The sequence below is a fragment of the Prevotella sp. 10(H) genome, assembly GCF_000711235.1.
In the GTDB taxonomy this organism is placed as follows: Bacteria; Bacteroidota; Bacteroidia; order Bacteroidales; family Dysgonomonadaceae; genus Dysgonomonas.
Genome location: NZ_JOMI01000009.1, coordinates 648,198 through 675,122, shown reverse-complemented (window position 1 = coordinate 675,122; position 26,925 = coordinate 648,198). Strand labels below are relative to the sequence as shown.

The 26,925-nt window shown below is 39.9% G+C and carries 27 protein-coding genes, 1 rRNA gene and 1 pseudogene; all 29 read right to left on the bottom strand.

Translation table 11 applies throughout. The features are described from left to right. Positions 1–1,407, bottom strand: a 16S ribosomal RNA gene (locus tag K348_RS0118230); the annotation flags it as partial. 394 nt (positions 1,408–1,801) lie between these two features. Further along, entirely contained in the window at positions 1,802–2,746 is a 945-nt protein-coding gene (locus K348_RS0118225; RefSeq protein ID WP_029906334.1) for a phospholipase A, read from the bottom strand. Positions 2,747–2,758: 12 nt separating this feature from the next. After that, positions 2,759–3,238 (bottom strand): YkgJ family cysteine cluster protein, encoded by a 480-nt coding sequence (locus K348_RS0118220; protein ID WP_029906332.1) that lies wholly within the window; start codon positions 3,236–3,238, stop codon positions 2,759–2,761. Next, complete coding sequence (locus K348_RS0118215) at positions 3,225–4,289, bottom strand: asparaginase (protein WP_029906331.1); 1,065 nt, start codon at positions 4,287–4,289, stop codon at positions 3,225–3,227. The genes K348_RS0118220 and K348_RS0118215 overlap by 14 nt, the downstream gene beginning before the upstream one ends. A 67-nt stretch (positions 4,290–4,356) precedes the next feature. Further along, a complete protein-coding gene (locus K348_RS0118210) occupies positions 4,357–5,007 on the bottom strand; it encodes a TatD family hydrolase (protein ID WP_029906972.1) in 651 nt (216 codons plus the stop codon). A gap of 81 nt (positions 5,008–5,088) precedes the next feature. Continuing rightward, on the bottom strand, positions 5,089–5,652 hold the full coding sequence (gene folE / locus K348_RS0118205; protein ID WP_029906328.1) for a GTP cyclohydrolase I FolE: 564 nt from the start codon (positions 5,650–5,652) through the stop codon (positions 5,089–5,091). 27 nt (positions 5,653–5,679) lie between these two features. Then, on the bottom strand, positions 5,680–6,192 hold the full coding sequence (locus tag K348_RS0118200; protein WP_029906327.1) for an SPOR domain-containing protein: 513 nt from the start codon (positions 6,190–6,192) through the stop codon (positions 5,680–5,682). Between the two features lie 71 nt (positions 6,193–6,263). Beyond that, complete coding sequence (gene tpiA / locus K348_RS0118195; RefSeq protein WP_029906971.1) at positions 6,264–7,010, bottom strand: triose-phosphate isomerase; 747 nt, start codon at positions 7,008–7,010, stop codon at positions 6,264–6,266. 44 nt (positions 7,011–7,054) lie between these two features. Continuing rightward, on the bottom strand, positions 7,055–8,383 hold the full coding sequence (locus K348_RS0118190; RefSeq protein WP_029906970.1) for a BT_3928 family protein: 1,329 nt from the start codon (positions 8,381–8,383) through the stop codon (positions 7,055–7,057). 13 nt (positions 8,384–8,396) lie between these two features. Further along, complete coding sequence (locus K348_RS0118185) at positions 8,397–8,948, bottom strand: DUF1599 domain-containing protein (protein WP_029906326.1); 552 nt, start codon at positions 8,946–8,948, stop codon at positions 8,397–8,399. Between the two features lie 209 nt (positions 8,949–9,157). After that, a complete protein-coding gene (locus K348_RS0118180; protein WP_029906969.1) occupies positions 9,158–9,730 on the bottom strand; it encodes a hypothetical protein in 573 nt (190 codons plus the stop codon). Between the two features lie 93 nt (positions 9,731–9,823). Continuing rightward, the gene (locus tag K348_RS0118175) at positions 9,824–10,282 is read right to left on the bottom strand and encodes a single-stranded DNA-binding protein (RefSeq protein ID WP_029906968.1); all 459 of its coding nucleotides are present in this window, start codon (positions 10,280–10,282) and stop codon (positions 9,824–9,826) included. A 71-nt stretch (positions 10,283–10,353) separates the two neighbouring features. After that, positions 10,354–10,881, bottom strand: coding sequence for a mechanosensitive ion channel domain-containing protein (locus tag K348_RS0118170; RefSeq protein WP_029906967.1), 528 nt, complete (start codon positions 10,879–10,881; stop codon positions 10,354–10,356). Positions 10,882–10,951: 70 nt separating this feature from the next. Then, positions 10,952–11,764: a hypothetical protein gene (locus tag K348_RS0118165; RefSeq protein ID WP_156032926.1), complete on the bottom strand. Its 813-nt coding sequence runs from the start codon at positions 11,762–11,764 to the stop codon at positions 10,952–10,954. Between the two features lie 26 nt (positions 11,765–11,790). Further along, positions 11,791–13,062 carry a hypothetical protein gene (locus tag K348_RS0118160; RefSeq protein ID WP_029906965.1) on the bottom strand — a complete coding sequence of 424 codons (1,272 nt, stop codon included), beginning with the start codon at positions 13,060–13,062 and terminating at the stop codon, positions 11,791–11,793. Between the two features lies 1 nt (position 13,063). After that, positions 13,064–13,612 (bottom strand): RNA polymerase sigma factor, encoded by a 549-nt coding sequence (locus tag K348_RS0118155; protein WP_029906964.1) that lies wholly within the window; start codon positions 13,610–13,612, stop codon positions 13,064–13,066. A 128-nt stretch (positions 13,613–13,740) separates the two neighbouring features. Continuing rightward, positions 13,741–14,160: a biopolymer transporter ExbD gene (locus tag K348_RS0118150; protein ID WP_029906963.1), complete on the bottom strand. Its 420-nt coding sequence runs from the start codon at positions 14,158–14,160 to the stop codon at positions 13,741–13,743. 28 nt (positions 14,161–14,188) lie between these two features. Beyond that, positions 14,189–14,899 carry a MotA/TolQ/ExbB proton channel family protein gene (locus K348_RS0118145; protein WP_029906962.1) on the bottom strand — a complete coding sequence of 237 codons (711 nt, stop codon included), beginning with the start codon at positions 14,897–14,899 and terminating at the stop codon, positions 14,189–14,191. 89 nt (positions 14,900–14,988) lie between these two features. Beyond that, the gene (locus tag K348_RS0118140; RefSeq protein ID WP_029906961.1) at positions 14,989–16,413 is read right to left on the bottom strand and encodes an NADH-quinone oxidoreductase subunit N; all 1,425 of its coding nucleotides are present in this window, start codon (positions 16,411–16,413) and stop codon (positions 14,989–14,991) included. An 84-nt stretch (positions 16,414–16,497) separates the two neighbouring features. Beyond that, complete coding sequence (locus K348_RS0118135; RefSeq protein ID WP_029906960.1) at positions 16,498–17,982, bottom strand: NuoM family protein; 1,485 nt, start codon at positions 17,980–17,982, stop codon at positions 16,498–16,500. Between the two features lie 111 nt (positions 17,983–18,093). Next, on the bottom strand, positions 18,094–20,037 hold the full coding sequence (nuoL, locus tag K348_RS0118130) for an NADH-quinone oxidoreductase subunit L (RefSeq protein WP_029906959.1): 1,944 nt from the start codon (positions 20,035–20,037) through the stop codon (positions 18,094–18,096). A gap of 158 nt (positions 20,038–20,195) precedes the next feature. Next, positions 20,196–20,540 carry an NADH-quinone oxidoreductase subunit NuoK gene (gene nuoK / locus K348_RS0118125; RefSeq protein WP_036930786.1) on the bottom strand — a complete coding sequence of 115 codons (345 nt, stop codon included), beginning with the start codon at positions 20,538–20,540 and terminating at the stop codon, positions 20,196–20,198. A 165-nt stretch (positions 20,541–20,705) separates the two neighbouring features. Next, complete coding sequence (locus K348_RS0118120; RefSeq protein ID WP_029906957.1) at positions 20,706–21,209, bottom strand: NADH-quinone oxidoreductase subunit J; 504 nt, start codon at positions 21,207–21,209, stop codon at positions 20,706–20,708. A gap of 261 nt (positions 21,210–21,470) precedes the next feature. After that, a pseudogene (locus tag K348_RS0118115) lies at positions 21,471–21,944 on the bottom strand (4Fe-4S binding protein); the annotation flags it as partial. Between the two features lie 22 nt (positions 21,945–21,966). Then, positions 21,967–23,073, bottom strand: coding sequence for an NADH-quinone oxidoreductase subunit NuoH (gene nuoH / locus K348_RS0118110; protein ID WP_029906955.1), 1,107 nt, complete (start codon positions 23,071–23,073; stop codon positions 21,967–21,969). Positions 23,074–23,109: 36 nt separating this feature from the next. Continuing rightward, positions 23,110–24,738, bottom strand: a complete 1,629-nt coding sequence (locus tag K348_RS0118105) for an NADH-quinone oxidoreductase subunit D (protein WP_029906954.1) — start codon at positions 24,736–24,738, stop codon at positions 23,110–23,112. A gap of 92 nt (positions 24,739–24,830) precedes the next feature. Further along, on the bottom strand, positions 24,831–25,403 hold the full coding sequence (locus tag K348_RS0118100; protein ID WP_029906953.1) for an NADH-quinone oxidoreductase subunit B: 573 nt from the start codon (positions 25,401–25,403) through the stop codon (positions 24,831–24,833). Next, the gene (locus tag K348_RS0118095; RefSeq protein ID WP_029906952.1) at positions 25,394–25,747 is read right to left on the bottom strand and encodes an NADH-quinone oxidoreductase subunit A; all 354 of its coding nucleotides are present in this window, start codon (positions 25,745–25,747) and stop codon (positions 25,394–25,396) included. The genes K348_RS0118100 and K348_RS0118095 overlap by 10 nt, the downstream gene beginning before the upstream one ends. 201 nt (positions 25,748–25,948) lie before the next feature. Then, the gene (locus tag K348_RS0118090; protein WP_029906951.1) at positions 25,949–26,875 is read right to left on the bottom strand and encodes a glycosyltransferase family 2 protein; all 927 of its coding nucleotides are present in this window, start codon (positions 26,873–26,875) and stop codon (positions 25,949–25,951) included. Between the last annotated feature and the right edge of the window lie 50 nt (positions 26,876–26,925).

The window sequence follows — 26,925 nt, the reverse complement described above, 5'->3', positions numbered from 1 at the left end:
CCATGGCTTGACGGGCGGTGTGTACAAGGCCCGGGAACGTATTCACCGCGCCATGGCTGATGCGCGATTACTAGCGAATCCAGCTTCACGGAGTCGAGTTGCAGACTCCGATCCGAACTGGGAGTGGCTTTGGAGATTGGCATCCGGTCGCCCGGTAGCTGCCCTTTGTACCACCCATTGTAACACGTGTGTCGCCCCGGACGTAAGGGCCGTGCTGATTTGACGTCATCCACACCTTCCTCGCAGCTTACGCCGGCAGTCTTATTAGAGTCCTCAGCTTGACCTGTTAGTAACTAATAATGTGGGTTGCGCTCGTTATGGCACTTAAGCCGACACCTCACGGCACGAGCTGACGACAACCATGCAGCACCTACACAGAAGCCATTGCTGGCTAACAAATTTCTTCGTTATTCTTCTGCATTTCAAGCCCGGGTAAGGTTCCTCGCGTATCATCGAATTAAACCACATGTTCCTCCGCTTGTGCGGGCCCCGTCAATTCCTTTGAGTTTCACCGTTGCCGGCGTACTCCCCAGGTGGATTACTTATCGCTTTCGCTTAGTCACATACGGTATATCGCATACAACTAGTAATCATCGTTTACGGCGTGGACTACCAGGGTATCTAATCCTGTTTGATCCCCACGCTTTCGTGCATGAGCGTCAGTTATGGCTTAGTAAGCTGCCTACGCAATCGGAGTTCTCGTTATATCTAAGCATGTCACCGCTACACAACGAATTCCGCCTACTTCATCCACACTCAAGGCTACCAGTTTCAACGGCAGTGTTCAGGTTGAGCCTGAAAATTTCACCGCTGACTTAATAGCCCGCCTGCGCACCCTTTAAACCCAATAAATCCGGATAACGCTCGCATCCTCCGTATTACCGCGGCTGCTGGCACGGAGTTAGCCGATGCTTATTCATAGGGTACATGCAATAGCTTACGCGTAAGCCTTTTTATTCCCCTATAAAAGAAGTTTACAACCCATAAGGCAGTCTTCCTTCACGCGATTTGGCTGGTTCAGGCTCTCGCCCATTGACCAATATTCCTCACTGCTGCCTCCCGTAGGAGTCTGGTCCGTGTCTCAGTTCCAGTGTGGGGATAAACCTCTCAGTTCCCCTATCCATCGTTGCTTTGGTGAGCCGTTACCTCACCAACTGGCTAATGGAACGCATGCCCATCTACAACCGATAAATCTTTAACAAATATCTCCATGCGGAGCCCCTGTTTTATGCGGTATTAGTCCGGATTTCTCCGGGTTATGCCCCTGTTGTAGGTAGGTTGCATACGCGTTACTCACCCGTGCGCCGGTCGCCACCAATGTATTGCTACACCGTGCTGCCCCTCGACTTGCATGTGTTAGGCCTATCGCTAGCGTTCATCCTGAGCCAGGATCAAACTCTTCTTTGTATATTCTTTCTTTTATACCTTCTGATCCTGTCCTCTTTCATTAAACTTATATCCTAAATCTAATTGACGGTAATACCCTGATACTATCTCTAGTATCTTGTTGCTAATTATTAATTGTTAATTATTAATTAGCATTCCTGTACTACACTCTATCTTCTGTTGTCATTTTATCAAAGATCGCTATCTCGCTCTAAAACTTTTTATATAACTGATTTGTTATATCAAATATCTAAGCTTTTTATCTCTTAAATCAGCCGCCGCTGAGTATCAAAGCGGGTGCAAAGATATGTATTTTATTTATCTATCTCCAAATATTTATCGAAGAAAAAACAAAGAAAAATAAAGTAATTTTTCAATGCTCTATAAATAAGAATATTGCAGTCTGAATATTCTTCTAATATATCGTGAAGAAATTCGGTTTAATTACGAATCCCAGCCGAATCCGTTGTCTGTATTGTTTATAATCGAGCATAGATTCTCCGTACCCATTATAGTATTGAAGAAAGAGATATTGATTATCGTCACTAAAAAGACGAATCGAAAAATTGAGCTCGATATTAGCACTCAAATTCGCACCTCCTCTTTTAGTAACAACAGCTCCTATATTGTATTTCCTTTTTGCACTGGAGTAGTCAAAAGCGAATAATCCCCATCCCGAATAATGAACAATATCCTTATTATTGGATCCGTCAACTATGGGAATCCATAATTTTGTCTGGAATGTCATACGGTCGTTCAGAGTTAAGTAACTACCAAATGATATCTTATTCCAGCTACGGGAAGCATCTCCATCCTTTCCGTTCGATTCATGCTCAAACTGCATATTTATAGTACCAAGGAATCGATTATTCCGGACCAAAGCTTTTCCAAGCCCCAAAGTTGGATTGAAGTTTAAATCCCGAAAAGGGAAAGAATCCTGAAAAACATCCCAGTAAGCTTTTTGAGTATAGGTTAAAAACAAATATGTTTTCAATGGGAGTGTACTATTCGTAATCCTGTGCATCACACTGATCTGAAATTTAACGTCAGAATTGTATTTTGTAGGCTTATGGAACATTTCGGTTCCGAGCACAAAATAGTTATCCTTGTAAATCCCAAAAGAAGGCTGTGAATCAAATTTGTTTACGATGCTGTCGGCATTACTTAGCTGCTTAGAAGGCCCAAACACCGAACCTATCAATGCATCTGTTTGATGTGAGATAAACTCCTTGACACTTTTGGTTGTATCAGAAGTATGTTTATTTACAGTAATCGTATCCTGCTGAACTGTATCATTCTGTGCATGTAGTGAAGTGAGCGCTAAGAATATTAACGCCAACAAGAGATAAAAACTCTTCATATATTCTATTAATCATTTTTTCACCAACCGAAGTAGCACCTCGTATGCTATCGGGCAAGTTTCTGTATTTTTAACAGTTAGTTTGAAAATTTGTTCAAACTTTTTTCGGTCGGTGTGAGGATATTCCCGACAGGCTTTAGGCCGGGATTCATATATGGAGCAATAATTATCGGGAAGTAAAAAAGAACAGGGCATACTTCTGAAAACATAATCCCCGTCTTCATCTATTCTAAGATACGAAGATACAACCTCAGCCGGCTTTATTCTCAAAGCCTTTGCCATACGTTCGATATCTTTATCATAGAGAGCAGGCCCTAATGTCCTGCAACAGTTAGCGCATAACAGGCAATCAATTTCATCGGATACTTCATCATGTATTTCCTGAACTTCGGTATCCATTTTTGCCAAACGTTTCTTATTCTTCTTGTAATATTGCAGAAACGATGGTTGTGCTTTTTCGGCTAAAAGCCGCAGGTTCTCATATCGTTTCATTAACCCTGTCTTCGAAACGTGTTATTTCACCTATTAACGGTACCCGCATCCGTATCTGAATATCTTCTTTGCTATATTTGTGGCCTATGAGAAACATCAATTTAGCTACGGCTGTTTCGAATGTCGCATCCGAACCGCTGATAACGCCGGCTCTCAGTAATTCGCGACCTGTCTCGTATCGCTGCATATCTACCATACCTGTATTGCACTGAGTGATATTGACGATAACTATGCCTCTTTTGACAGCTTCGCGTATAGAATCTATAAACCAAGAGGATAGGGGTGCATTTCCCGATCCGTATGTTTCGAGAATAACTGCTTTAATATTCTTCTGCATTAAAACAGCCTCTACCGTATGAGGGCTAATACCCGGAAATAACTTCAATGTAGCTATACGAGTATCGAGAAAGTAATGAAAGACCGTTTTCTTATCATAATCGGGCTGGTGGATAACCTTGCGGTCGTACCTTATCTGTATTCCCGATTTTCCAAGATTGGGGTAGTTATATGATTTGAATGCATTGAAGTTATCTGCATTTACTTTGGTTGTCCTGTTGCCTCTCAATAAGTCATTCTGAAAGAATATGCACACTTCGGGCACAATAGGATTTCCCAAAACATCTTTATCTGCAGCAATCTCAAGAGCCGTAATAAGGTTTTCTTTAGCATCAGTACGTAATTTACCGATCGGCAGTTGTGCACCGGTAAGAACAACAGGCTTATGAAGATTCTCGATCATAAAGCTAAGCGCCGATGCTGTATAGGCCATAGTATCAGTACCGTGAAGAATTACAAAGCCGTCATATTTATTATAATTACTCTCAATGACATATACTATTTTCTTCCAATGCTCCGGTGTGATATCCGAAGAATCGATAACCGGATCGAATACGATATGATCGACATGGAATCTAAAGCGTTGCAATTCGGGCAAATGGCTGTTTAGATGTGCAAAATCGAAAGGCTCAAGCGATCCTGTTACAGGATTCTCGACCATCCCGATCGTTCCGCCTGTATAGATCAATAATATATGAGCATTTATATCTATCATGTCAATTTGTAAGCTTTAGACTGGTAAAAATAATAAAATCAGGAATACACAGATATACTTTTGTAAATTATTTGATATATTTTTTGATATTATACTCTATTTTTTCGACAAATTGATTAATTTCAATATGAAGTACATCCGAAATCGAACTATATACCTTACAAATTGTAACTTCTGATGTATCCGTTTCACAAAAAATAGATTCGATTGGCAAAGAGCGTAATGTTTCTTCATTGAAATGTTCACCAAATGAAAACTTAAATCCGATTTTACCGAGTTGTGCAGCTTGCTGTGCATTTCCTCTATAGCCATGAATTATCCAGGGAATGTCTGTCTTATATTCTTTATGTAAAGCAACCAATTCATCCCATGCTTTTACACAATGAATGATAAGAGGTTTACCAACTTTTACAGCTAATTCTATTTGCTGCCTAAAAACATCTATCTGAATATTAATATCCGGGCCTTTCATTTTATCCAGTCCGGCTTCACCTATCGCTACGACCCTTTCATCAGATGCTATTTCTTCTAAAAGTGATATCTGACGTGAAATATCATCAATATACCATGGATGTATCCCGCATGAAAACCATACATCTTCATTCTCAGAAGATTTCTTCTCAAAATCATCCGGGAAGGTATTTAATATATAACGGAATTTATAGCCTTCTATTTCCCGTGATCCAATGTTGTGGGTATGGATATTATACAAATACATATTTCTCTTCTTATCTCAACAAAAAACGAGGTTATTCTTATTCAGAAAACCCCGTGAATATTTAGCTATAAGTTATCATCTTTAACGGATAAGATTTATAAACTCTTCGCGGGTTTTTGCCTGATTAAATACTCCCGTAAAATCGGAAGTAGTTGTTGTAGAATTCTGCTTTTCCACTCCCCGCATCTGCATACACATATGCTGTGCTTCTATTACAACCATGACTCCTAAAGGGTTAAGCGTTTTTTGTATGCAAGCTTTTATCTGCAGTGTCATCCGCTCCTGTACCTGCAGACGGCGGGCATATACATCCACTACCCTTGCAATCTTACTAAGACCGGTGATATGGCCATTCGGAATATAAGCGACATGCGCTTTACCCCAAAACGGGAGCATATGATGCTCACAGAGTGAATAGAAATCGATATCCTTTACAATCACCATTTGCCGGTAATCTTCCTTAAAGAGGGCCTTCTGTAATATTTCCTCCGGACTTTCACAGTATCCCTTCGTCAGGAATTGCATTGCTTTTGCTACCCTCTGCGGTGTATCGAGTAAACCCTCGCGTTCCGCATCTTCTCCCAAAAGACTTATTATTTTCTTATAATGATCTGCCAGCAACTCTGTATTTTGTTCTTCTTGCATTGTGAAGATATTAATTCATCTTATAAATTAATGTACAGGACGTTTTACAACATCATCTACAACATACATCTCCCGCCCAAATCCGGGAAATGCTTTTTTCATCTCTTTCAGCATTGTGTTGGCATCCTCTCTCGTCAAAAAGTTACCTACCCGCAGACGCCAGAAAGGAGAAACAAAACTCACGACTGATTCCAGCTCAGGAAACTGTGTCCTGACCTGTGCTTGTTTTGATTCGGCTTCCCGCTTGGAACGTTGTTGATTGTTGCCTGAGAATACCTGTATCTTAAATCCTTTTACTTTTGTAAAGTTTGCCGCCGGATCGATAGCGCCTATAGTTTTTGTAGTGTCCGGAGCAATAACAGCAGCAGTCTGGCGTATGCCCAGAACATTCTGCACTGCTTCGTCCTGCATAACTTTCACATTTCCTTGTCCCCATTTGGATGTATTCAGATCATCTATTATCGTCCTGTTCCCGTTCTGTGCCACCGCAAATCCGGAAATTAGAGATAAAACAAGAAAAATATAAAGACTCTTTTTCATATCGTCCATTTTATAAAGAAAATCAATTGCAGGGGAATTCTTATTCCCCTGCAATGTATATGTAGGAAGGATTAGAATCCTTCGATCACAGGGATAAATTTCTCTACATCGAGAGAAGCGCCACCGATAAGACCACCATCGATATCAGGACATGCAAACAATTCTTTTGCATTACCGCCGTTAGCACTACCTCCGTAAAGGATAGATGTATTGTCAGCTACTTCTTTTCCGTATTTATCAGCAATTGTCTGACGGATATAAGCATGCATTTCCTGAGCCTGAGCAGATGTTGCAGTAAGGCCTGTTCCGATAGCCCAAACCGGCTCGTATGCAATAACGATCTTAGAGAAATCTTCAGCTGAAAGTTCGAAAAGTGCATCTACAGTTTGTTTCTTAACTACGTCGAAATGTACATTCTTTTCTCTTTCGTCTTTAGTTTCACCAATACAGAAAATCGGGCTGAGTCCATTAGCTAATGCCAGCAATACTTTTTCTTTAAGGATTGCATCTGTTTCACCGTAATATGTACGACGTTCAGAGTGTCCCAATATTACATATTTAGCACCTGTAGAAGCCACCATATCAGCAGATACCTCTCCGGTATAAGCACCCGAAGCCTTGTCCGCACAGTTCTGAGCGGCTACTCCCAATTTTGTAGATGATGCAACGCTAGCAAGATGAATAAACGGAGTTCCGATAATTACATCACATTTCAATGCTTTACCGGCAAGAGCAGCTTCAAGGTCTTTTGCAAAAGCAACTCCTTCCTGTAAATTCTTATTCATTTTCCAGTTTCCTGCAACAATGTTCTTTCTCATGATTAATGTGTTTTTATTTATATTTATTATAGTGTAAACGTATTTTATTCCTGAATATTCTCCTCTTCCACAGCAGCAGCCTCTTTTCGCTTTCTTCTGAAAAACAGCAAGTCTAATCCTTTAAGCCCTAATAACGGTACTAAGAATGTTAGGCATACATAAAAGAGATGCTTTCTATCCTGACTTCCTTCGTCAATCAACTGACCGTAAGACAATTCATTTAAAGGCTTAACCAGATCTTCTTCTGCAGGAACATCTATATCAGGCCATTTGTTGATAACGATACCGCCTTTTAACAATACCAGTCCGGGGTTGGAACGGATGACGGTTTTTATTGCCCGCTCATCCATCGAGCAAAATCTGAAATTGATCACATTCTCATCCGACCATTTTATTATCTCATCGGTCGTGGATGATGTAACGCAATAGAATTTATAGCCGTCATATTTAGCATATTCATTCACATCTTCGAAACTACTGAGATATGACATATTGATATCTTCCAGAGATGATGAGAACATCAGGAAAACATAATTGCTGTCCGATAAAACTTCCGTAGTAATATCATTCTGTGCAATTATCTCTGTTTTTTTTGCATCGAAAACCAGTTCATTTATAACAAAGTCCTTTATCGGAGATTCCTCTCCTTTTTTCAATACTTCGGTTTCCATCCTGACAAATACCCATGTACTGTCTTCCCATGGATAGTTATCTTCGGTAAACTCCTTTTCTACTCCGTCTTTAGCATATAACAACATTGTCTTTTCCTCGCGTCCTTTACCTTCGTCTATTCCCATTAGTTCGGGAATATTTGCGCCGATTCTGTAAGGACGGAAGTCGAATAATGGTTCATATATATAATTACGGAAAGTGAAAAGACTGATAAAGATGATGATATATAAAAAGGCCAGCCAGTAAGTTTTTCCTGTAAAAAGATTGCTAATCTTTTCGGGATATATAAAGACAACAGCAGCACATAATAACAGAACTATATTCTTATAGAATGTCTGCCAGTTGGTAATAATAAGGAAATCTCCGAAACAGCCGCAGTCATCTACCGGATTAGCTATTGCAAGATAGAAAGTGAGAAAAGTCATAAAGACCATTACTATCAAAGTCAATCGTGAATTCCAACGACGGTATATTCCGAATAACATACAGGCTCCCATAGCAAATTCAATAATTCCCTGCAATGCAGATAGAGGAAAAGACATAAAAGAAAGAGAAGTAAGACCGAAGGCTGCAAAATAATCTTCTATTTTATAAGCAGTGCCGAAAGGATCGACAGTCTTTACAAAGCCCGAAAATATAAAGGTAGCGCCCAGAATGATTCTGGAAATCTCAACTAATATCTTTATACCTTTATCTCTCATCTTTGTCCGCTAATCAATTTTCTTCGTCCGGAAATTCAAGCTTTATAAGGCCGAACAATGAATAATTGATCATATCCATATAATTGGCCTCTATTCCTTCCGACACGATTGTTTTACCTTTATTCTCTTCTATCTGTTTTGTGCGGTATATCTTTGTAAGTATAAGGTCTGTATATGAACTGATGCGCATAGAGCGCCAAGCCTCGTCATAATCATGATTTTTGGCATACATCAGTTCTTTTGTCTCGGTCATATGTTTATCATATAACGCTAAGACTTCGTTTTCGTTCATATCAACACTATCGGCAAAACCTTCTTCCAGTTGAATAAGGCCTATAATACCATAGTTTACAATACCGATAAACTCCGGGGCGATTCCTTCATCTATCAGGCTCATACCCTTCTCTTCTATGCTCCTGATACGCTTAGCCTTAATCAGTATCTGATCTGTAACCGACTGAGGGCGCAGTATACGCCACGAAGCACCGTAATCCTTTAATTTCTTTGCAAAAAGGCTACGGCAGATTGCAATTACATGCTCAAATTGCTCTTTGGTTTCTGCCATGTTGATATCTCTATTTTTCAGAGCACAAAGGTAGGAAAAATAGTTTAATGTATTGTTTTGTTCGTTTGCCAATTAATGGTGATCAATGTGCCAATTAGCAAATATGTAAATATGCCAATGGCGCAAAGCGGTGGAAATAATTCACCACCATCATTTATTAACATTAATTAACCATATTTAGTTAAAAGGTAACAAAAGTAACGTATTTGTCACTTTTTCTTCCATTCTAAAGATTCTATAATACCCCTTATATCGTCCCGCAAGAATTCCACAATGGGTGCCACAGAATCGGGAACAAACGTCTGATCGAAGTACATTGATCCTCTCAGAAAATGAGATTGATTATCTGTAACATAAAACTGAACGGGTGAAGCTACCATACCTTTTATATCATAAATAATACTCGTTTTATTATGTAAAGAATCTTCAAATAGGCTTTGCTGTATTGCATTTGCTTTCAACGACTGGCTATATGCCAGCTGATAGCTGTCTTCCAAAGCTTTATTCAAAACCTTACTATCTATAGATAAATATGTACAGTAAATAATAGCATTATATGCCGGATAATTAATATTAAACCAATACCCTTCGGAAGCTTCTTTCTTTACTTCTTCTACTTTTGAATCGGCGGAATACAGGAATGAAAAATATTTGTAATCAAACTTCATCAACTCCGTCTTTGACCTGTCGATACGCGAATACCCCTTTGGCTGGGGAGTATGCTCATTGCAGGAAACAAATACAAAAAGGAAGGTAAAAAGTATAATATAAAGCTTCTTCATTTTATAATAAAGTAAAACAGATTAATTCAAATAGTCGCCCGTTTGCATTAATCTGTTTATATTTTAAAACTCTTAAAGAGTTGTCATTACTGATTAAAATGGCAAATCATCTTCTTCCGATACATTAGATGCTCCGCCATAAGTAGTATTAGGCGATTGATAACTTTCATTTGCCGGTGGTGAGTAAGGCATATCGTTTCCTTCTCCGCCTTCTCTTCTGCGGCTTCCCAGCAATTCGAGATTATCGGCATATATTTCATTCACGTATCTCTTTACTCCATTGGCATCATCGTATGTACGCGAGCGGATCTTACCTTCTACATAGACTTGAGTACCTTTTCTTACAAATTGCTCGGCAACTTTCGCCAAGCCTCTCCAGCAAACAATATTATGCCATTCGGTGCGATCGGGTATCTGCGTACCGTTAGCAGCCGTATATCCTCTTTCGGTAGTGGCCAATGTAAAATTTGCTACCACACTTCCGTTATCAAAATATTTTACATCGGGATCTTTCCCCACATTCCCCACTAGTATCACTTTATTTACCGACATATTATTATGTATTTTCGTTTATAGATAACGCAAATATAGAAAAAAAATCTATGCTATATATTTTACGGAATTTATCTTTCCATTTTTCCTACGGAAACTATCTTTTGCAGGAACAGCGAATTGGGTATAATGATGAGTTCACCTTCCAGCGTACGCAAATGGGTATGAAAAGTGAGTATATTCTCAATCACCGCATCGATAGGCGAATCCTTATCCAGAATATGGATTTCATCGCCGATATGAAAAGGCGTGGTAAAGAATATAATCAACCCCGCTGTGATATTGCTCAATATCGACCATTGTGCAAACATAGCTACTCCTATCACCGCAAAAATGGAAGACATCGCCACCCACATATTCTGAGGTTGCACTCCCCAGATTATGGCTAAAGCCAGAAGGCAGGTAAAATTGATAAGAATATTGATCACCTGGATGATTTGCATCGTACGCGCTTCGGATTTCAAGGTGAGCGTACCGTACTTTCTTATTACTTTTCCTGTAATGTATTTAGAGGACGGCATCAGCAATATTATCATTGCCGAGGCTATTATCTGTGGGAGATGGTCTTTTAGTATTGTGAAGATATCGTTATCAAACATATTTTTAAATATGAAAGAAAGACGTAGTCAACAGGCTACGTCTTTCTATATTTCATTTTATTATCTTTCTTTACGGCTTTTCAAACTGCAAATAATATACATTCGAACTACTATTCAAATTCCATGAACCGATATATACCACCTCTGCTGGCTGTCCGGCTGTTGTATATTTCTGATATCTGAACTTAACAGGAACATTCACATACTTTTCTTCACCCTTAGTATAATCCGGCGTGTAATTAGTTCTTACACCACCCAGGTTTCCTACTGTAGAAAAGACATCTGTGACGTTAGTTTCTCCAGTATTTTTAATGAATGCAAACCTAATATCTATAATGATTTTATTATCACCCGGCTTAATTTCCCCTTCCGAATCTTTTTGATTATTTCTGTCGAAATAAAAGTATGCCTTTACTTCATCATTCTCCTTTTTGGTCATGTTATAGTCTACCAGCCATCTGTCACCAATAGCGTGCTGGCTTCCCGACCATAATTTTATTGCCAGATTTGTCGGTGTAATCGTATCGTTACGTACAGGAATGCCCGAATAAGGAGGTAGGAGAGAGAATTCAGCATCTGGAATAGGATTACCATTATTTAATACATTCACATATTCCGCCTGATAAAAGCCTTCGGCTGTAGTATTGGTAACTTTATAGCCTATGTAATAACACTTTCCCGTTTGCAATTTAGTAATAACATCACTTACAATATATCCGTTAGGCGTTATTGCATATTTACCTGGTCCTACGTCACCACTTACTATATAAGCAAAATCCCTTTCAACGGTAAAAGAAGAATCTCCGTCTCCAAGACATGAAGACATCAATAACACAACGGAGAACACACTACATAAAATTCTTAATAAAGATGTTTTTTTCATACTATTATTTAATTGAAAAAATTTATTTAAAAGTCAAATTTAATTCCCAGATTAAGATCCAGTTGGGTTTTCTTGTCGGAATATATAGTCCTATGTTTGTTTCCGGCATCGAAATAATAAGCGCCCCCTATTGTTCCGTAAAGATACAATTTTTTATACAACGGATATGATACTCCTATACTCGACCTCACCGAGAACTGAGGATGAGATTGTTTCACCGATTCTCTTACATAGTAAGGTTCTGAATAGAATACATGACCCGCAAGCGATTCATCTTCAATATCGAATAAAGAGAAACCGACGTTGCTTATATACCTGCCGTTTATATCCTTCTGCACCATTCCACCCAATGAGAAGTAGAATTTAGTCTGTCCCAGTTCATAGAATGTATAATTCAATGATACAGGCACTCCCAGATAGTTGATATATTGCGATTCACTGATCTTAAATGCGCTATTCGATTTCACCTTCGACGACAGATGCGTGTATATCAATCCTGTCTCTATGGACAATCTCGGAGTCAGTTGTTTGCTTATTGTAACGCCGAATGATATAGGCTGCCTGTGTTCCAGTTCAAATTCGCTGTTCTCTTTATTAAGCGCATCATTAAAGACATCTGTCCTTATATGGTGAGAGAACATAACGTCGCTGTTGGAATATTGGCTGTTATCACTTAATAATCCGGCATTACCTGTTATTCCGATCGAGAATCCTTTACCGGATTTGCCTATGACTACATCATTCAACATTTCCGATTCTCCCACCATCATAGGTTTTCTTCCTATCATTGGTTTTCTCTCTACCTTTTCAGGTTCATCTGTTACTTCCGGAGTAACCTCTTCACGGGTTTCCTCTACAGGATCAGTATCTTCGATTATCATTGCTCTCGCCTGAACAACTGGTTGTACTTCTGCTTTTGCTATCAACGGACGTGTTGCAAGAGGCATCTCTAACACAGTATCCAATGGTTGGACAACCTCTTCCCTCACCGGAGTTTCTTCTACTGCTACAGGCTGTTCTACTACCGGTTCTGCTTCCGGCATAAGTAATACTCCCGTAACAATGGCAGCTGCAACCCCGACGGCAATAGCAACAGTTTTTATAATAGATGCTTTTCCGGCCGAAGAAGCTGCATTGGCTGTTGAAGAATTAACAGATGATGATGCATCAGGGGCAGGAGCCGGCTGATTAGACAAAAGCTGATCCAGCCCACCCCAAACGGATGCAGGCACCTCCGGCTCGAAGTTTCCTAGCTTCGAGGAGAATAGATCCTTTATTTTGTCTTTATCTTCCATCATCTTACGACCGCTGTTTTATATATTGTTTCACCTTCTCCTGCAATATCTGTCTTGCCCTTACATACTGAGAACGCGAAGTCCCTTCACTGATACCCATCATCTCGGCTATTTCTTTATGCGAATAGTCTTCTATAGCATATAAGTTGAAAACCATTGAGTAGCCGCGGGGTAAGTCCTGTACCATTTTCAATAATTCAGTTTCTGAAATTTTATACATTTGCTCGTCTTCAGTAGAATCATCTACTATATCGGGTAGATTTTGTACGTCGTCAGATGTCTGAATGATTGATTTTTTCTTTCTTAAGTTTTCTAAAGCAAGGTTTATAAATATACGTTTAAGCCAGCCTTCAAAAGAGCCTTTTTCCTGAAAAGAGCCAATATTGGCAAACACTTTCATGAATCCATCCTGCAGCAAATCCTGTGCAGCATCCTGATCGGAACTATAACGTAAGCAGATGCTATACATCTTACGGGCATATGCCTCGTATAGCATTTTTTGAGCTTCACGCTTTTGTTCTTTACAGCCTGCTATAATTTGCAGTTCATTCATATTGGCCAAGCTTCATTTTAGAGATGCATTTTTTGTGGAAATGTTGCATCATCTACCCCAAATTTCATTGAGTATTACCTTTTTTTAGATAATGAAATTCAAGTTTTTAGTTATTTATTTTATAATATTCAATCTGGTTTTTGTGTAAACAATACCATTTTTACCTTCAATTTGTTTCCTATATCGATTACATCGACAACATTCTGCAGACTAAGCGATTTGTCTGCCTGTAACAAGACATTTACTTCTACATTACTGTTTTTTTCTTTCTCTTTTGTAATTGCTGCGATTAAGGCCGGTTCTATTTCATCTTTAGTGACCGATTTGTCATTAACGTAATATCTTAAGTCCTGGGTTATTATCAGATTGATATTCTTTTTGGTGACAACCTGTTCTGATGTAGCGGCATTGGGCAACAACACTCTGATCGCTGCAGGCGTAACCATTGTAGATATAATAAGAAAAAACAATAACAGGAAGAACATAATATCGTTCAACGAAGAAGTATAAACTTCTGCTGCTCTTGTTTTTCTACGTTCTATTTTCATGCTTTGCTTCCTTTTATAAACAAATGAATTATGCCTCTACGGTACCCCTTTTGTTTGCCCTTATAGCTTTCAATACTTCGTTAGATTCTTTATCGATATTCACCACAGCCTTATCTATACGCCCATTCAGCACATAATATCCGGCATATGCAATAATACCGACAAGCAAACCGGCTCCCGAACATATCATTTTCTGATATAGTCCTGTAGATATGGTATCGATTGCCAGATCGTTAGTTTTTGCAATATCATAGAATATTTTGATTACACCGAAGATTGTACCAAGGAACCCGAGCATCGGTGCGATAGAAGCGGTAATTCCCAGCCAGTTCATCTGACTTTCCATTATACTGATCTGCTGGCGGGCTTCTACTTCCATAGACTCCTGTATTTCTTTATCGTCACGTTCATATTCTTTAAGTCCTGCAGCAATCACTTTGGCTGATGCATATGGACGTTCTACACAAAATTTAAGTGCTTTATCGATTTTCCCTTCATGTATAAGTTCCACTACACGGGATAGCCATATTGTATCTTTTTTACCGAGACGGTTTATTACCAATGATTTATTTATAATAACATAGATTGCCAGAAGCGACAATAGGAAAATGGGCAATAAGATCCAACCACCTTTCATTATAAGGCTAAGGTAACTCTCTTCAGGAGTTGTAGCTTGAACAGTTTGCTCTGCCATCTCTACTACTGGTGTGGCTGCTTGGAGGATAACTAATAGATTCATAAAGAATTGTTCTATATTTTTTGTACAAAATTCGACAGAAGCCCAAAGATACAGTCTTCTGTCGAATTTTATTTATAAATTAATAATCTTTAATATATACCAAAACTTGCCTTGTCTATATATTGATAGAAACAACTTACCATACCTACAAGGAATATTCCCACCATAGATACTACCAGCGATACTTTCAGATATCCGTCAGTACTTACGCTTTCGATAGGCGAACTGCTCTTCTTTATAAACATGGCCTTCACCACAAGCAGATAGTAGTACAATGATATTACTGTGTTCAGGAATGCAAGGAATACGAGCAATACATGTCCCTGCTGCATGGCAAACATAAAGACGAACAGCTTACTGAAAAATCCGGCTGTAGGCGGTATGCCTCCAAGCGAGAACATGGCTATCATCATTGCCAGCGCCAGTTTCGGATTGGTATAATATAGCCCGTTGTAATCATCCATACTTACCTTTCCGGTCTTATCTTCTATAGCAGAGATAACACCGAATGCTGCAAGGTTGGAGAACACATAAACAAAGACATAGAATATTGTCGCGGCCATACCTTCTGCCGTTCCGGTAAATACGCTCAGCATGATGTAACCGGCCTGCGATATAGATGAGAACGCAAGGAAGCGTTTCATATTCTTCTGACGAAGGGCGAATAAGTTACCGATAGTTATTGTCAACAGGATTATTATCCAGATGACACCCTGCCAGATTTCAGATAATACAGGGAATACTTTAAACAGAATAACCATCAGTGCAAATACTGCAGCACCTTTCGATATTGTAGAAAGATATAAAGTTACATTGGTCGGTGCTCCCTGATAAGTATCCGGTGCCCACAGGTGGAACGGAACAAGAGAAATCTTAAAGAATATACCTGCAAGAACGAATATCATTGCCATTATCACCATCGGTGTAGAATAGATACTCATTGCTATATCGGTATAGTATAATGTTCCACAGGCTCCGTAAAGGAACGATAATCCGAAAACCATTATACCCGAAGAGAATATTGCGTTAAATATATATTTGGCTCCTGCTTCCGCCGACTCCAGCCTGTACTTATCAAAAGCAACCAATGCTGCGATAGGAAGGGAAGCAGTTTCAAGTCCTATATAGAATAAGAGGAAGTTTCCGGAAGATATCATCAGGTTCATACCTATCAGCGTAAGTATAGTAAGCATAAAAAACTCGCCACGCTTAATCAGCGAACCCGGTTTCTTCAACCAAGAATTTGCCTGAAGCAGAATCAGAAAGACTCCTATATTGAGTATATTTTTTATTGTAAGATATGCCGGACCGGTAACATACATGCCCGCAAAGGATGTTCCGTTATCCTTGAAAAAGAAACAAAGAACGGTATGTGCCAGAAACAAAGTGCAGGCTACCGGAAAATAATATTTCTTTGCGTTGTCCGAAGCAAACAAATCATAAATAATAAGTATGAGAAACAGCACAATAAGTGACATTTCATGCTTCATCAACAAATAGTTACTCAAATCCATTTTTATATCTTATTTTTAGTTACGAGTTACAATTAACCCCTTTTCTATTTTATTGTTTACTGATAACTGTTTACTGTTAACTGATTACTTTATATATCCCAGACTGGCTGTTATCAAATCCGAAATCCATCCCGGGAATAATCCCATACCTGCAACACAGATTATCAATCCTACAGTAGCAATCTTTTCATGCCATACAGCATCTGTCAGTTCCAGATGATGCTGGTCTTGTACAGGGCCGAAAAGTATCTTCCCAACCACTTTCAGTATATATACTGCTGTTGCAACTATCGAAGACACAGCTATTATAGTGAATACGCGATGAAACATATCATTATGTTCGAATGCTCCTACAAATATTGTCATCTCGGCAACGAATCCACTCAATCCCGGCAATCCGAGAGAAGCCAATCCGGCAATCACATAGCATACACTGAGGAACGGCATAATCTTCATCAGACCGCCCATTTCCCGAATATCACGCGTATGCGTCCGTCCATATATCATACCTATCAAGGCAAAGAAGAGGGCTGTCATCAAACCATGTGAAAGCATCTGCATCACTGCTCCGGTCATTGCTGTCTGATTCATCATCAGTATGGCGAACAATACCAGTCCGCAGTGACTCACCGAAGAATAAGCATTGATATATTTCAAGTCTGTCTGAGAAATCGCTCCCAGTGCTCCATAAATTACACTGATACCTGTCAGTATGATAAATATCCATGAAAGTTCGTCGGCAGCCTCCGGCATCAAACGCATAGCGATGCGGAAACATCCGTATCCTCCCAGCTTCATCAATACTCCGGCATGGAGCATAGATACGGCTGTGGGCGCAGATGCGTGACCGTCAGGCGACCATGTGTGGAATGGAAATAGTGCTCCTAACACGCCGAATCCGAGGAATGTCAGCGGGAAAATCCAGTATTGTGCCGAAACGGGAATTGCAGCATTATTTGCTACCTCAAGCATATTGAATGTATATTCTCCTGTAACAGATGAGTTGAAGTAGATTCCAAGAATTCCTACAAATAGGAAAGCGGAACCACCCATCAGCATCAATGTCAGTTTCATTGCCGAATATTCCTTACGTCCTGTTCCCCAAAGCCCGATAAGCAGATACATCGGTATCAAAGCTATTTCGTAGAAGAAGAACATGGTAAACATATCCAATGAAATGAAGAAGCCGTATACTCCGATTGACAGTAAGGTTAGCCACATAAAGAAGTCTTTTGGCAACGGGTTCATATTCCACGAAGCGAATGTCCCCGTAAAAATGATAATCGCAGTCAACAGAATCATCAATACGGATATACCGTCGACTCCGATTGCATAATGTATGTTCATACTGGCAGCCTGAAACCATACGGCATCGAATGTAAATAACATTTCGGCGGTATTGCCTGCTGCCCGCTCCTGATAGAACATAAACAGGAGAACAAGAGCCAATACGACTTCAATAACTGCACCTATTACTCCTACGGTGCGAACCTGTTTGATATTGCGGCATGGAATAAATGCTATTAACATCAAAACCGGAACAAGGACAAATAATGAAAGAATATTCATGTTTTTTTTAGCTGTTAGCTAATAGCTGTTGGCCATTAGCCTTTTTAAACTTATAATTCTTTATCTATTTTTTAGCTAATAGCTATAAGCTAAAGGCTAAAAGCTTATTTCTTATTTACAAATAAAACAAATTAACCATCCGCCGAAACCTACTACCAGTATCAGTGCCCCGATGAGATAAACCAATGCATATTGCTGAATATATCCCGACTGGAAATTCTTGATAGTACTGGATGCCGCCTGCGTTACATCTGCCAATGAATTCATAAATCCATCCACATATTTGCGGTCGAACCATGCGATAGTTGCCGAAATACGTTTGAAGATAATATTGCGGGTTACATACAGCCACAATTCGTCGAAATAGAACTTATTGTGTGCCCATTTGTAGAATGTACTGATACTGTTCGCAATTTTATCAGGAATTTCATTTTTCTTATAATATAAGCGGAAAGCAATACCCATTCCTATTAAGGAAATCCCAACACTGGTTATCGCCACTTGCCAGTCTATATGAATATCGTAAGGCACTCCATCCGATGTCACAAAGTTTCCGAATGGAATATATCCTGCTCCAAAAGCAAGTATGGCCAGAATAATCAAAGGAATTGCCATCGCAGGGCCTGCCTCGTGCGGCTCATGATGATAATGTTTCTTTTCATAGAAGAAGATGCGTAGGAACAGACGGGTCATATAAAATGCTGTCAGTCCGGCTGCAAAGCTCAGTACAAAGTATATTGCTTTATTATGTTCGTAAGCTGCTGCTAGTATTTCGTCTTTACTATAGAATCCTGAGAAGAATGGAACTCCGGCAATAGCAAACAATGCAATACCAAATGTGATACATGTAATTTTTAATTTACCGGCCAATCCTCCCATATCATCCATTTCATTACTATGCACTGCATGGATAATAGCACCAGCGCAAAGGAATAATAATGCTTTAAAGAATGCATGTGTAAATAAATGGAACATACCAGCCATATATCCTAATCCCTCGTGCCCTCCAAATTTGGAGACTCCGAGTGAAGTAAGCATAAATGCAATCTGGGATATGGTAGAGAATGCGAGAACGCGCTTTATATCGGTCTGGGTACATGCTACAATTGCAGCAAACAATGCTGTAATTGCTCCCACCCACGCTATGACTGTTAAGATTTCAGGCGCACCGAAATAATATATAGGGAACAGACGTGCTACAAGAAATACTCCGGCAACAACCATCGTTGCAGCATGGATAAGGGCTGATGCAGGGGTCGGGCCTTCCATCGCATCGGGTAACCAGATGTGGAACGGCATCATCGCCGATTTTCCGGCACCTCCCATAAAGATAAGAATCATTGCCCATGAGAGCACAGACATGCCGAGGAATGAAACTCCGGCCGTAGATGATACACAGATAGCAGCATTAGATGCTGTAAGAGTCGCGAAATCGAATGTGCCTGTGAAATATGATAATAATAAGATACCTACAAGGAAGAAAAAGTCAGCAAAACGGGTAACGATAAACGCTTTCTTTGAAGCGGCTACCGCCGACGGTTTCACATAGTAGAAACTGATTAGCAGGAACGAAGATACTCCCACAAGTTCCCAGAAGATATACATCTGGAATATATTAGTGGCCACCACAAGGCCTAACATAGCAAAGCTGAACAGGGAAAGGAATGCGTAGTAACGCTGGAATCCTTTTTCCCCTTTCATATATCCTAAGCTATATACATGCACCATCAGCGATACGGTAGTGATAACGACAAGCATCATCACCGAAATCGGGTCGAGATACATTCCTAAGTCTATATGCAATTTATCGGTAAAGCGCAGCCATTCGAAATTGAATACACTTATTGCCTGATAAATACCCTCTGCACTTTTCCCTACTTCGAAAAAGTACTGGTAAGCCGTCATATATGCCAGTACGGCCATTACAGCAAGTGAAACAGTTCCCAGCGTTCCGGCAACTACAGGCTTCATATATTTTCCGCCCAGCCCCAAAATCAGAAACATTATGGCCGGAAGTACAACTATGAGTATAGAATAATTAAATACGTGTTCCATATTTCTTTTATAGTTACAAGTTACGAGTTACAAGTTACGAGTGTTTTATTTGTATATCTTCTCGTCTGAAACTGTAACAGTCTTATTGTTTTATCTTTCTGTTGAGTCGCGTTACTTATTACTTGTCACTCGTAACTCGTAACTTATAACTCTTTTTCTTAGTTTTTCATGTTAGTAATGTTCTCATCCACATATATACTCTTCACATGTCGGTATATATTAATGATGATGGCGATAGCAACGGCTGTTTCGGCAGCGGCAATACCTATGGCGAAGAGCGTAAAGAAGAACCCTTCGAGCTGTCCCGGATACAGATAGCGGTTAAACACTACGAAATTCAGGTCGGCAGCGTTCAGCATCAGTTCGACGGAAATCAGAACCATCAACATATTTTTGCGTGAAAGGAAACCGTATACCCCTGCAAAGAACATAATCGTGCTCACAGCCAGATACGCCTCGATAGGCACCGGTCCCGATAGAAAACTTGTTATAAACTCACCCATATTCTTTTAGTTACGAGTTACGAGTTACGAGTTACGAGTCTTTTTAATTAAAAATTTCCCGTCTGAAACTGTAACAGTTTTTTTATTTTCTTTTTTACGATTGAGCCTCATTACATATTACTTGTCACCCTTGCAACTCGTAACTTGTAACTTGTAACTCCCCTATTATCTTTTTCTGGCAATCATTATACCGCCAATAATACATGCTAATAATAATATACTAATAGCCTCGAACGGCAACAGATACTGATACTTATCCGTACCCATCATTGCCATACCCACATCCTGCATATTCAGTTCCGGCTGTGTAACATAAGTATAGAACTTATTCACATTATAGAATATAATATGCCCGCAGATACCCAACCCTGCAAGGGCGGCAACTGCAGCAATAAACATCCTGCCCGGTTTTTCGAACTTAACATCCACTCCCGGCTCATGAGTAAGCAGGATAGCGAAGATAAACAAGACCATCACACCTCCGGCATATACAGCTATCTGCACCGCCATCAGGAAATGATAATCTAAAAGTATATACAAGCCTGCTGTTCCTAAAAGAACGAATAACAGGAATGTAGCCGAGCGGATAATCTTCTGTGTCGTCACTGCCATAATGGTAGAGAACACAATGATTGTCGCTATAATGTAAAATATAATCTGTTCTGCCATAATCTGTTGATTATCGTATATTATTTCTTATTCTTTATCTTCTTTCGGGTCTATATCGGCATCTGTTTTCGAAGCCGGAACCGTCTTTGTTGTCACATCTTTCGGATAGTCATTTTCGGGATGAATACCGCTATTATCTTTGATATCCTGTGCAGGTATCGGCTCCAGTGGAGTCTGAGGCACACCTTCCGGCGCTGTTTTCTTGCCATGCACTTCCTCTTCTGCCTTAGCTACAGGTTTAGGGGCAATTACAGGTTTTTCTTCTTTTTTCTTTTCGCACAGCTTCGAACCTTCGTGGTTTAGCTGCTGAACCAGCTTACTACGGGTAAAGAGTGCATTCTCGAATGTATTGGCAAAAATAATTGCATCCTGCGGACAAGTAATCACACACAGGTTACAGAATGTACACATTCCTAAATCGTAAATATAACGGTCAAGAATTTTCTTCTTTTTGCCGTCTGCTGTTTCTATGCTTTTAGATATAACCTTTATTGTTCCGTTAGGGCAATTCATCTGGCAAATACCACAAGCCGTACAAGCATGTTCGTTACTATCGTCATGCGGCATAACCAGTTCGCCACGGAAACGGTCAGGGATAACAAGGGTTGCTCTATTTTCGGGATATTGCTCTGTGATTTTCTTTGTCCACAGTTCACCCCATGTCACCCGCATTCCTGTGAGCAATGATTTGATGCCACCGAATAAACCTGAAAAATATTGTGATACTGAACTCATTGTCGTATTTTCTATAAATTAATTATTTCAGGGTCCAACCCAATAAAACCATAACTACCATCAGTAATATGTTGAACATATTAATCGGCAATAGATATTTCCATTCCAGATTCAATAACTGGTCGATACGCAAACGCGGAAATGTCCACCTTACCCACAAACTGAGGAATACAAGGAAAGACGCTTTTCCGAAAAACCATATATATGACGGAATATAATTCATTATCTGATTAAATCCATCCCAGCCTTCAACCTGTATAGGCATCCATCCGCCTAAGAATACAGTTGCTGCAATACCGGCAACAATAAACATATTTAGGTATTCCGCCAAATAGAAAAATCCGAATTGGAGACCTGAATATTCTGTATGATACCCTGCTGTCAATTCAGACTCGGCTTCCGGCAAGTCGAAAGGTCCACGATTGGTTTCGGCATGTCCTGAAATAAGATAAATGATGAATGCAATCAAAGCAGGAACGTGTCCGGCAATAATATTCCATTGATGAATATATGCTTGTCCCTGTATAATCTGGGAAAAGCTCATAGTTCCGGATAATACGACAACTGTCATCAATGCAAATCCGGCTGAAAGTTCGTAACTGATAAATTGAGCCCCGCTTCGCATGGCGCCAATCATCGAATATTTATTGTTACTCGACCATCCGGCAAGCAATACGCCGATAATACCCAGCGATGAAACGGCAATCACATAAAATACGCCGATGTTGAAATCCACAATCTGTAGCCCCTGTCCGAATGGAAGCGCGCCGAAAGTAAGCATGGAAGCCACAATCATAAAGAAAGGCGCAACGACGAAAAGGAATCTGTCTGATTTTTTTACATGAATAATTTCTTTCAAAAGTATCTTAATCATGTCGGCCACACTCTGTATCAGACCATATTTACCTACACGGTTCGGACCCAGACGTGCCTGAAAGAAAGCTGTGATTTTACGCTCTACATAGATCAGTATAAGAGCAAGTACCGCATAAAGGGCGAGCAATGCAACGCCTATCAGTACAAACTCAATCGCTAAAACCGCCCAAGTAGGCAAGTTTGCCGTCAAAAATGCATCAAAGTCACTTAGCAGTCCTGCTACCTCCAACGGTCGTGAATAGTTTAGCAACATATATCTTTGTTATATTGATAATATAAATAATCTTGGTTAACGGTCGATATCAGGAATTACATAGTCCATAGAACCTCCGATACCGATAAAGTCTGAAATTTTCTCATCTTCACAGATCAACGGCATTGCCTGAACAGCTGCCATAGACGGCGAACGAAATTTCAGGCGGTAAGGAGTCTTGTCGCCGCGACTTTCGATAAACACACCGAATTCGCCGCGTCCCGCTTCCACTCTCTGATAATATTCCCCTTCAGGAAGTTTGATAATAGCTTTGGTTTTCGCTAAGAATTCCCCTTCAGGTATATTATCGATAAGTTGTTCTATGATTTTCAAAGATTCTTCTATTTCATCCAGACGGTTCAGATAACGTGCATATGAATCGCCTTCATCCCTGATAATTTCAGTAAAGTTCACCTTATCATAAAGAGCATAAGGAACATGCTTACGAATATCGCAAGAGAAGCCAGACCCCCGTCCGGCAGGCCCTGTAACAGCATAAGAAATCGCATCTTCGTTAGACAAAAGCCCCAGACCTTTCATACGGCCTACGGCAATCACATTACCTGTAAACAGTCTGTCATATTCTTTCAATGCCTTACGCATAACCGGAATAAAGGCTTTCACATCTTTCTGGAAATCAGGATAAATATCGAACATTACACCGCCGATAACATTGTAGTTGATAATCAGACGGCCGCCCGATGTCAGTTCAAATATTTTAAGGATATCCTCTCTTTCGCGCATACCATAGATAAAGGCAGTGGTAGAACCTAAGTCCATACACATAGTACCCCATGCTACAAGGTGCGAATCAATACGGTTCAATTCATCCATAATGGTACGGATATATTGCGCTCTTTCGGGAATTTCTATTTCAGCCGCTTTTTCTACACACATACACAAGCCATGACGGTTAATGTTTGCCGAAAGATAATCCAGACGGTCGGTCAGATGCAGTATCTGCGGATAAGTCATGCTCTCGCACATCTTTTCTATTCCGCGATGTATATAGCCGCTATGCACATCTATTTTCTTTACTATTTCACCTTCCAATGCTACGCGAAAGTGCATAACACCATGTGTAGACGGGTGTTGCGGCCCTATATTGATTATATAATCGTTTTGTTCGAATATCCTTACCTTCTCTTCTTTAAGTCCGGCAGGAGTTTCCATAATACGCGGAGCAATATCGATAATATCTTTACTTTCGACAGAAACAGGATTAAGTAGCGGGTTCGCATCGTAATCCTTTCTCAGCGGGAAGCCATTCCAGTCGGAGTTTAGGAAGAAGCGACGCATATCCGGATTGTTGATAAAACGGATGCCGAACATCGCATATACTTCACGCTCGTTGTAATGGGCTGTTTCCCAGATATCGGTAACAGTATAAAGCAAAGGGTTCTTCTTATCTGTAGTACCTGTTTTCAGCACAACTTCTTTTGATAAGTCTTTCGATGAAGTAAGGAGATAATTCACTCCGAGTTTTTCGCCCCAGTCCATTCCGGTAAGCATAGCCAGATAGTCGAAAGGATATTCTTCATTATAGCGAAGAGCCTTTGCCAAAGTGCGTAGTTTATCCGGTTCTACAGTAACCGTGAGTTTTCCAACTTCCTCGATTACCGCTTCAGGTACGGCTTTCAGTATTACCTTTTTGATATTTTCCATCGATATTTTTAGTTACAAGTTACGAGTTACGAGTTACAAGTTCTTTGCCGAAAAAGCATCTACATCTTGTAATCTCATGGCTTGCATCTATTTTATTTTTTCTTTTTGTCTACTTTAAACAGGAATCTTTCTACCTTAATCTTACGCTGTAACTGCATCAATCCATAAAACAAAGCTTCAGGACGAGGCGGGCAACCCGGCACATATACATCTACCGGCATAATTTCATCAATTCCTTTCACCACATGATACGAATCTACAAACGGGCCACCAGATATAGCGCAGCTTCCCATTGCTACAACATATTTCGGTTCTGCCATCTGGTCGTATACACGTTTCAATAACGGAGCCATTTTGTGTACAATTGTTCCTGCCACAACCATTGTATCTGCCTGACGCGGACTATTGCGGGTAACCTCCATACCGAAACGGGCAAGGTCGTAACGCGCAGCAGCCGAAGCCATAAACTCGATACCGCAGCAACTTGTAGCGAAAGCCAGCGGCCATATAGAATTTGATCGGCCCCAGTTGATAAGATCATCCAATTTACCTATTACTACGGGCACACCGTTTTCGTTCAGTTCCTTAATATGGTTTTCAAGGTATTCGTTATCCTTAAACTCGTCGTTAGGAATACCTTTTATATATATTTTCTTTACTTCCATTGTAATGCTCCTTTCCTCCACGCATAAGCCAGTCCGAGGCCTAAGATTAATATGAAAAATAATATACTGTAAAGTCCGGGCATGCCTAAATTACGGACAACTGTTGCCCATGGGAACAAGAATATTGCTTCCACATCGAACATCAGATATAATATAGCATATAAGTAATACCCTACTCTGAATTGCATCCACGAAGTTCCGTGGGTAGGAACACCACATTCATATGGTTCTCCTTTTTGGGCATTAAATGACTTCGGTGATAATAATAGGGCCATACCGAGACCGGCACAAACGAGCATAATCCCCGTCAAAAGCACAACTAAAAAAAGAGCAGCAGAACTCATATTTTCACTTTAAGATTAAGACTTTTCTATCAATTGTCAATCGTTTTTATGCTATTGGTAACACTTTGTCACAACCACAAAAGGCGCATCAAATGAGAGCATCCGGACAATCGGCGCAAAATTACTCTTTTATTTTTTAAACACAAAAAAATACGTGTCAAATTATTCAAATTTGACAACTAAAGATTACAAAACAAGCATTTAGGCTTTTTCTTTTACAATGTAGATAGGACGCTTTTTCGCTTCCAAGTAAGTCTTGGATAGATACTGCCCGAGAATACCTAGACAGAACAACTGGATGCCTCCTATAAAGAATATAACACACATTGTTGACGGATATCCCTGTACATCATCCCCAAACACCAAAGTTTTAAAGATGATAACACAAATCATCACGAAGGCTATAAGGCAAAACAAAATACCAAACAATGAGGCGATAAGCAAAGGCCGTGTCGAGAAAGCAATTATCCCTTCAAGAGAATACAAGAAAAGTCCTATAAACGACCATTTAGTCTCCCCTGCCACACGTTCTATATTCTCGAAAGCTATCCATTTGGTATTAAAACCGACCCAACCGAATATACCTTTCGAGAAACGGTTATATTCGCTCATTTCCAATATTGCATCGACCATTTGACGGGTCATTAGGCGAAAATCGCGGGCACCGTCCACAACTTCCGTATCGGAAATTTTATTTATAAGTTTATAGAATTGTTTGGCAAAGAAGGAACGCATTACAGGTTCACCTTTACGGTCTACGCGGCGTGTAGCAACACAATCGAAGTCTTCCGTTTTGAGGGTTGCATACATCTCTTTAACAAGAGAAGGCGGATCCTGCAGATCGGCATCAATAAGTGAAATAAAGTCACCTTTTGCAGCCTTCAATCCGGCATATATTCCGGCCTCTTTACCAAAATTACGGGAAAAAGACACATAATGGACTCTGTTGTCAGTTTCTTTAAATTCTTTCACCAAGTCCAGCGTCTTATCCTTTGATCCGTCATTGATAAAAATAAATTCGAACTCTTGCTCCTGCATTTCATCAGCGAGCTTTACGAGCTCTTTATATAGAAAGGGAAGGGCTTGCTCTTCATTATAACAAGGAACTATTAATGATATTTTATCCATGTTCATGGGTCGTTTATGTTCAATACAAAGTTATAGTGTTTTATGATTTA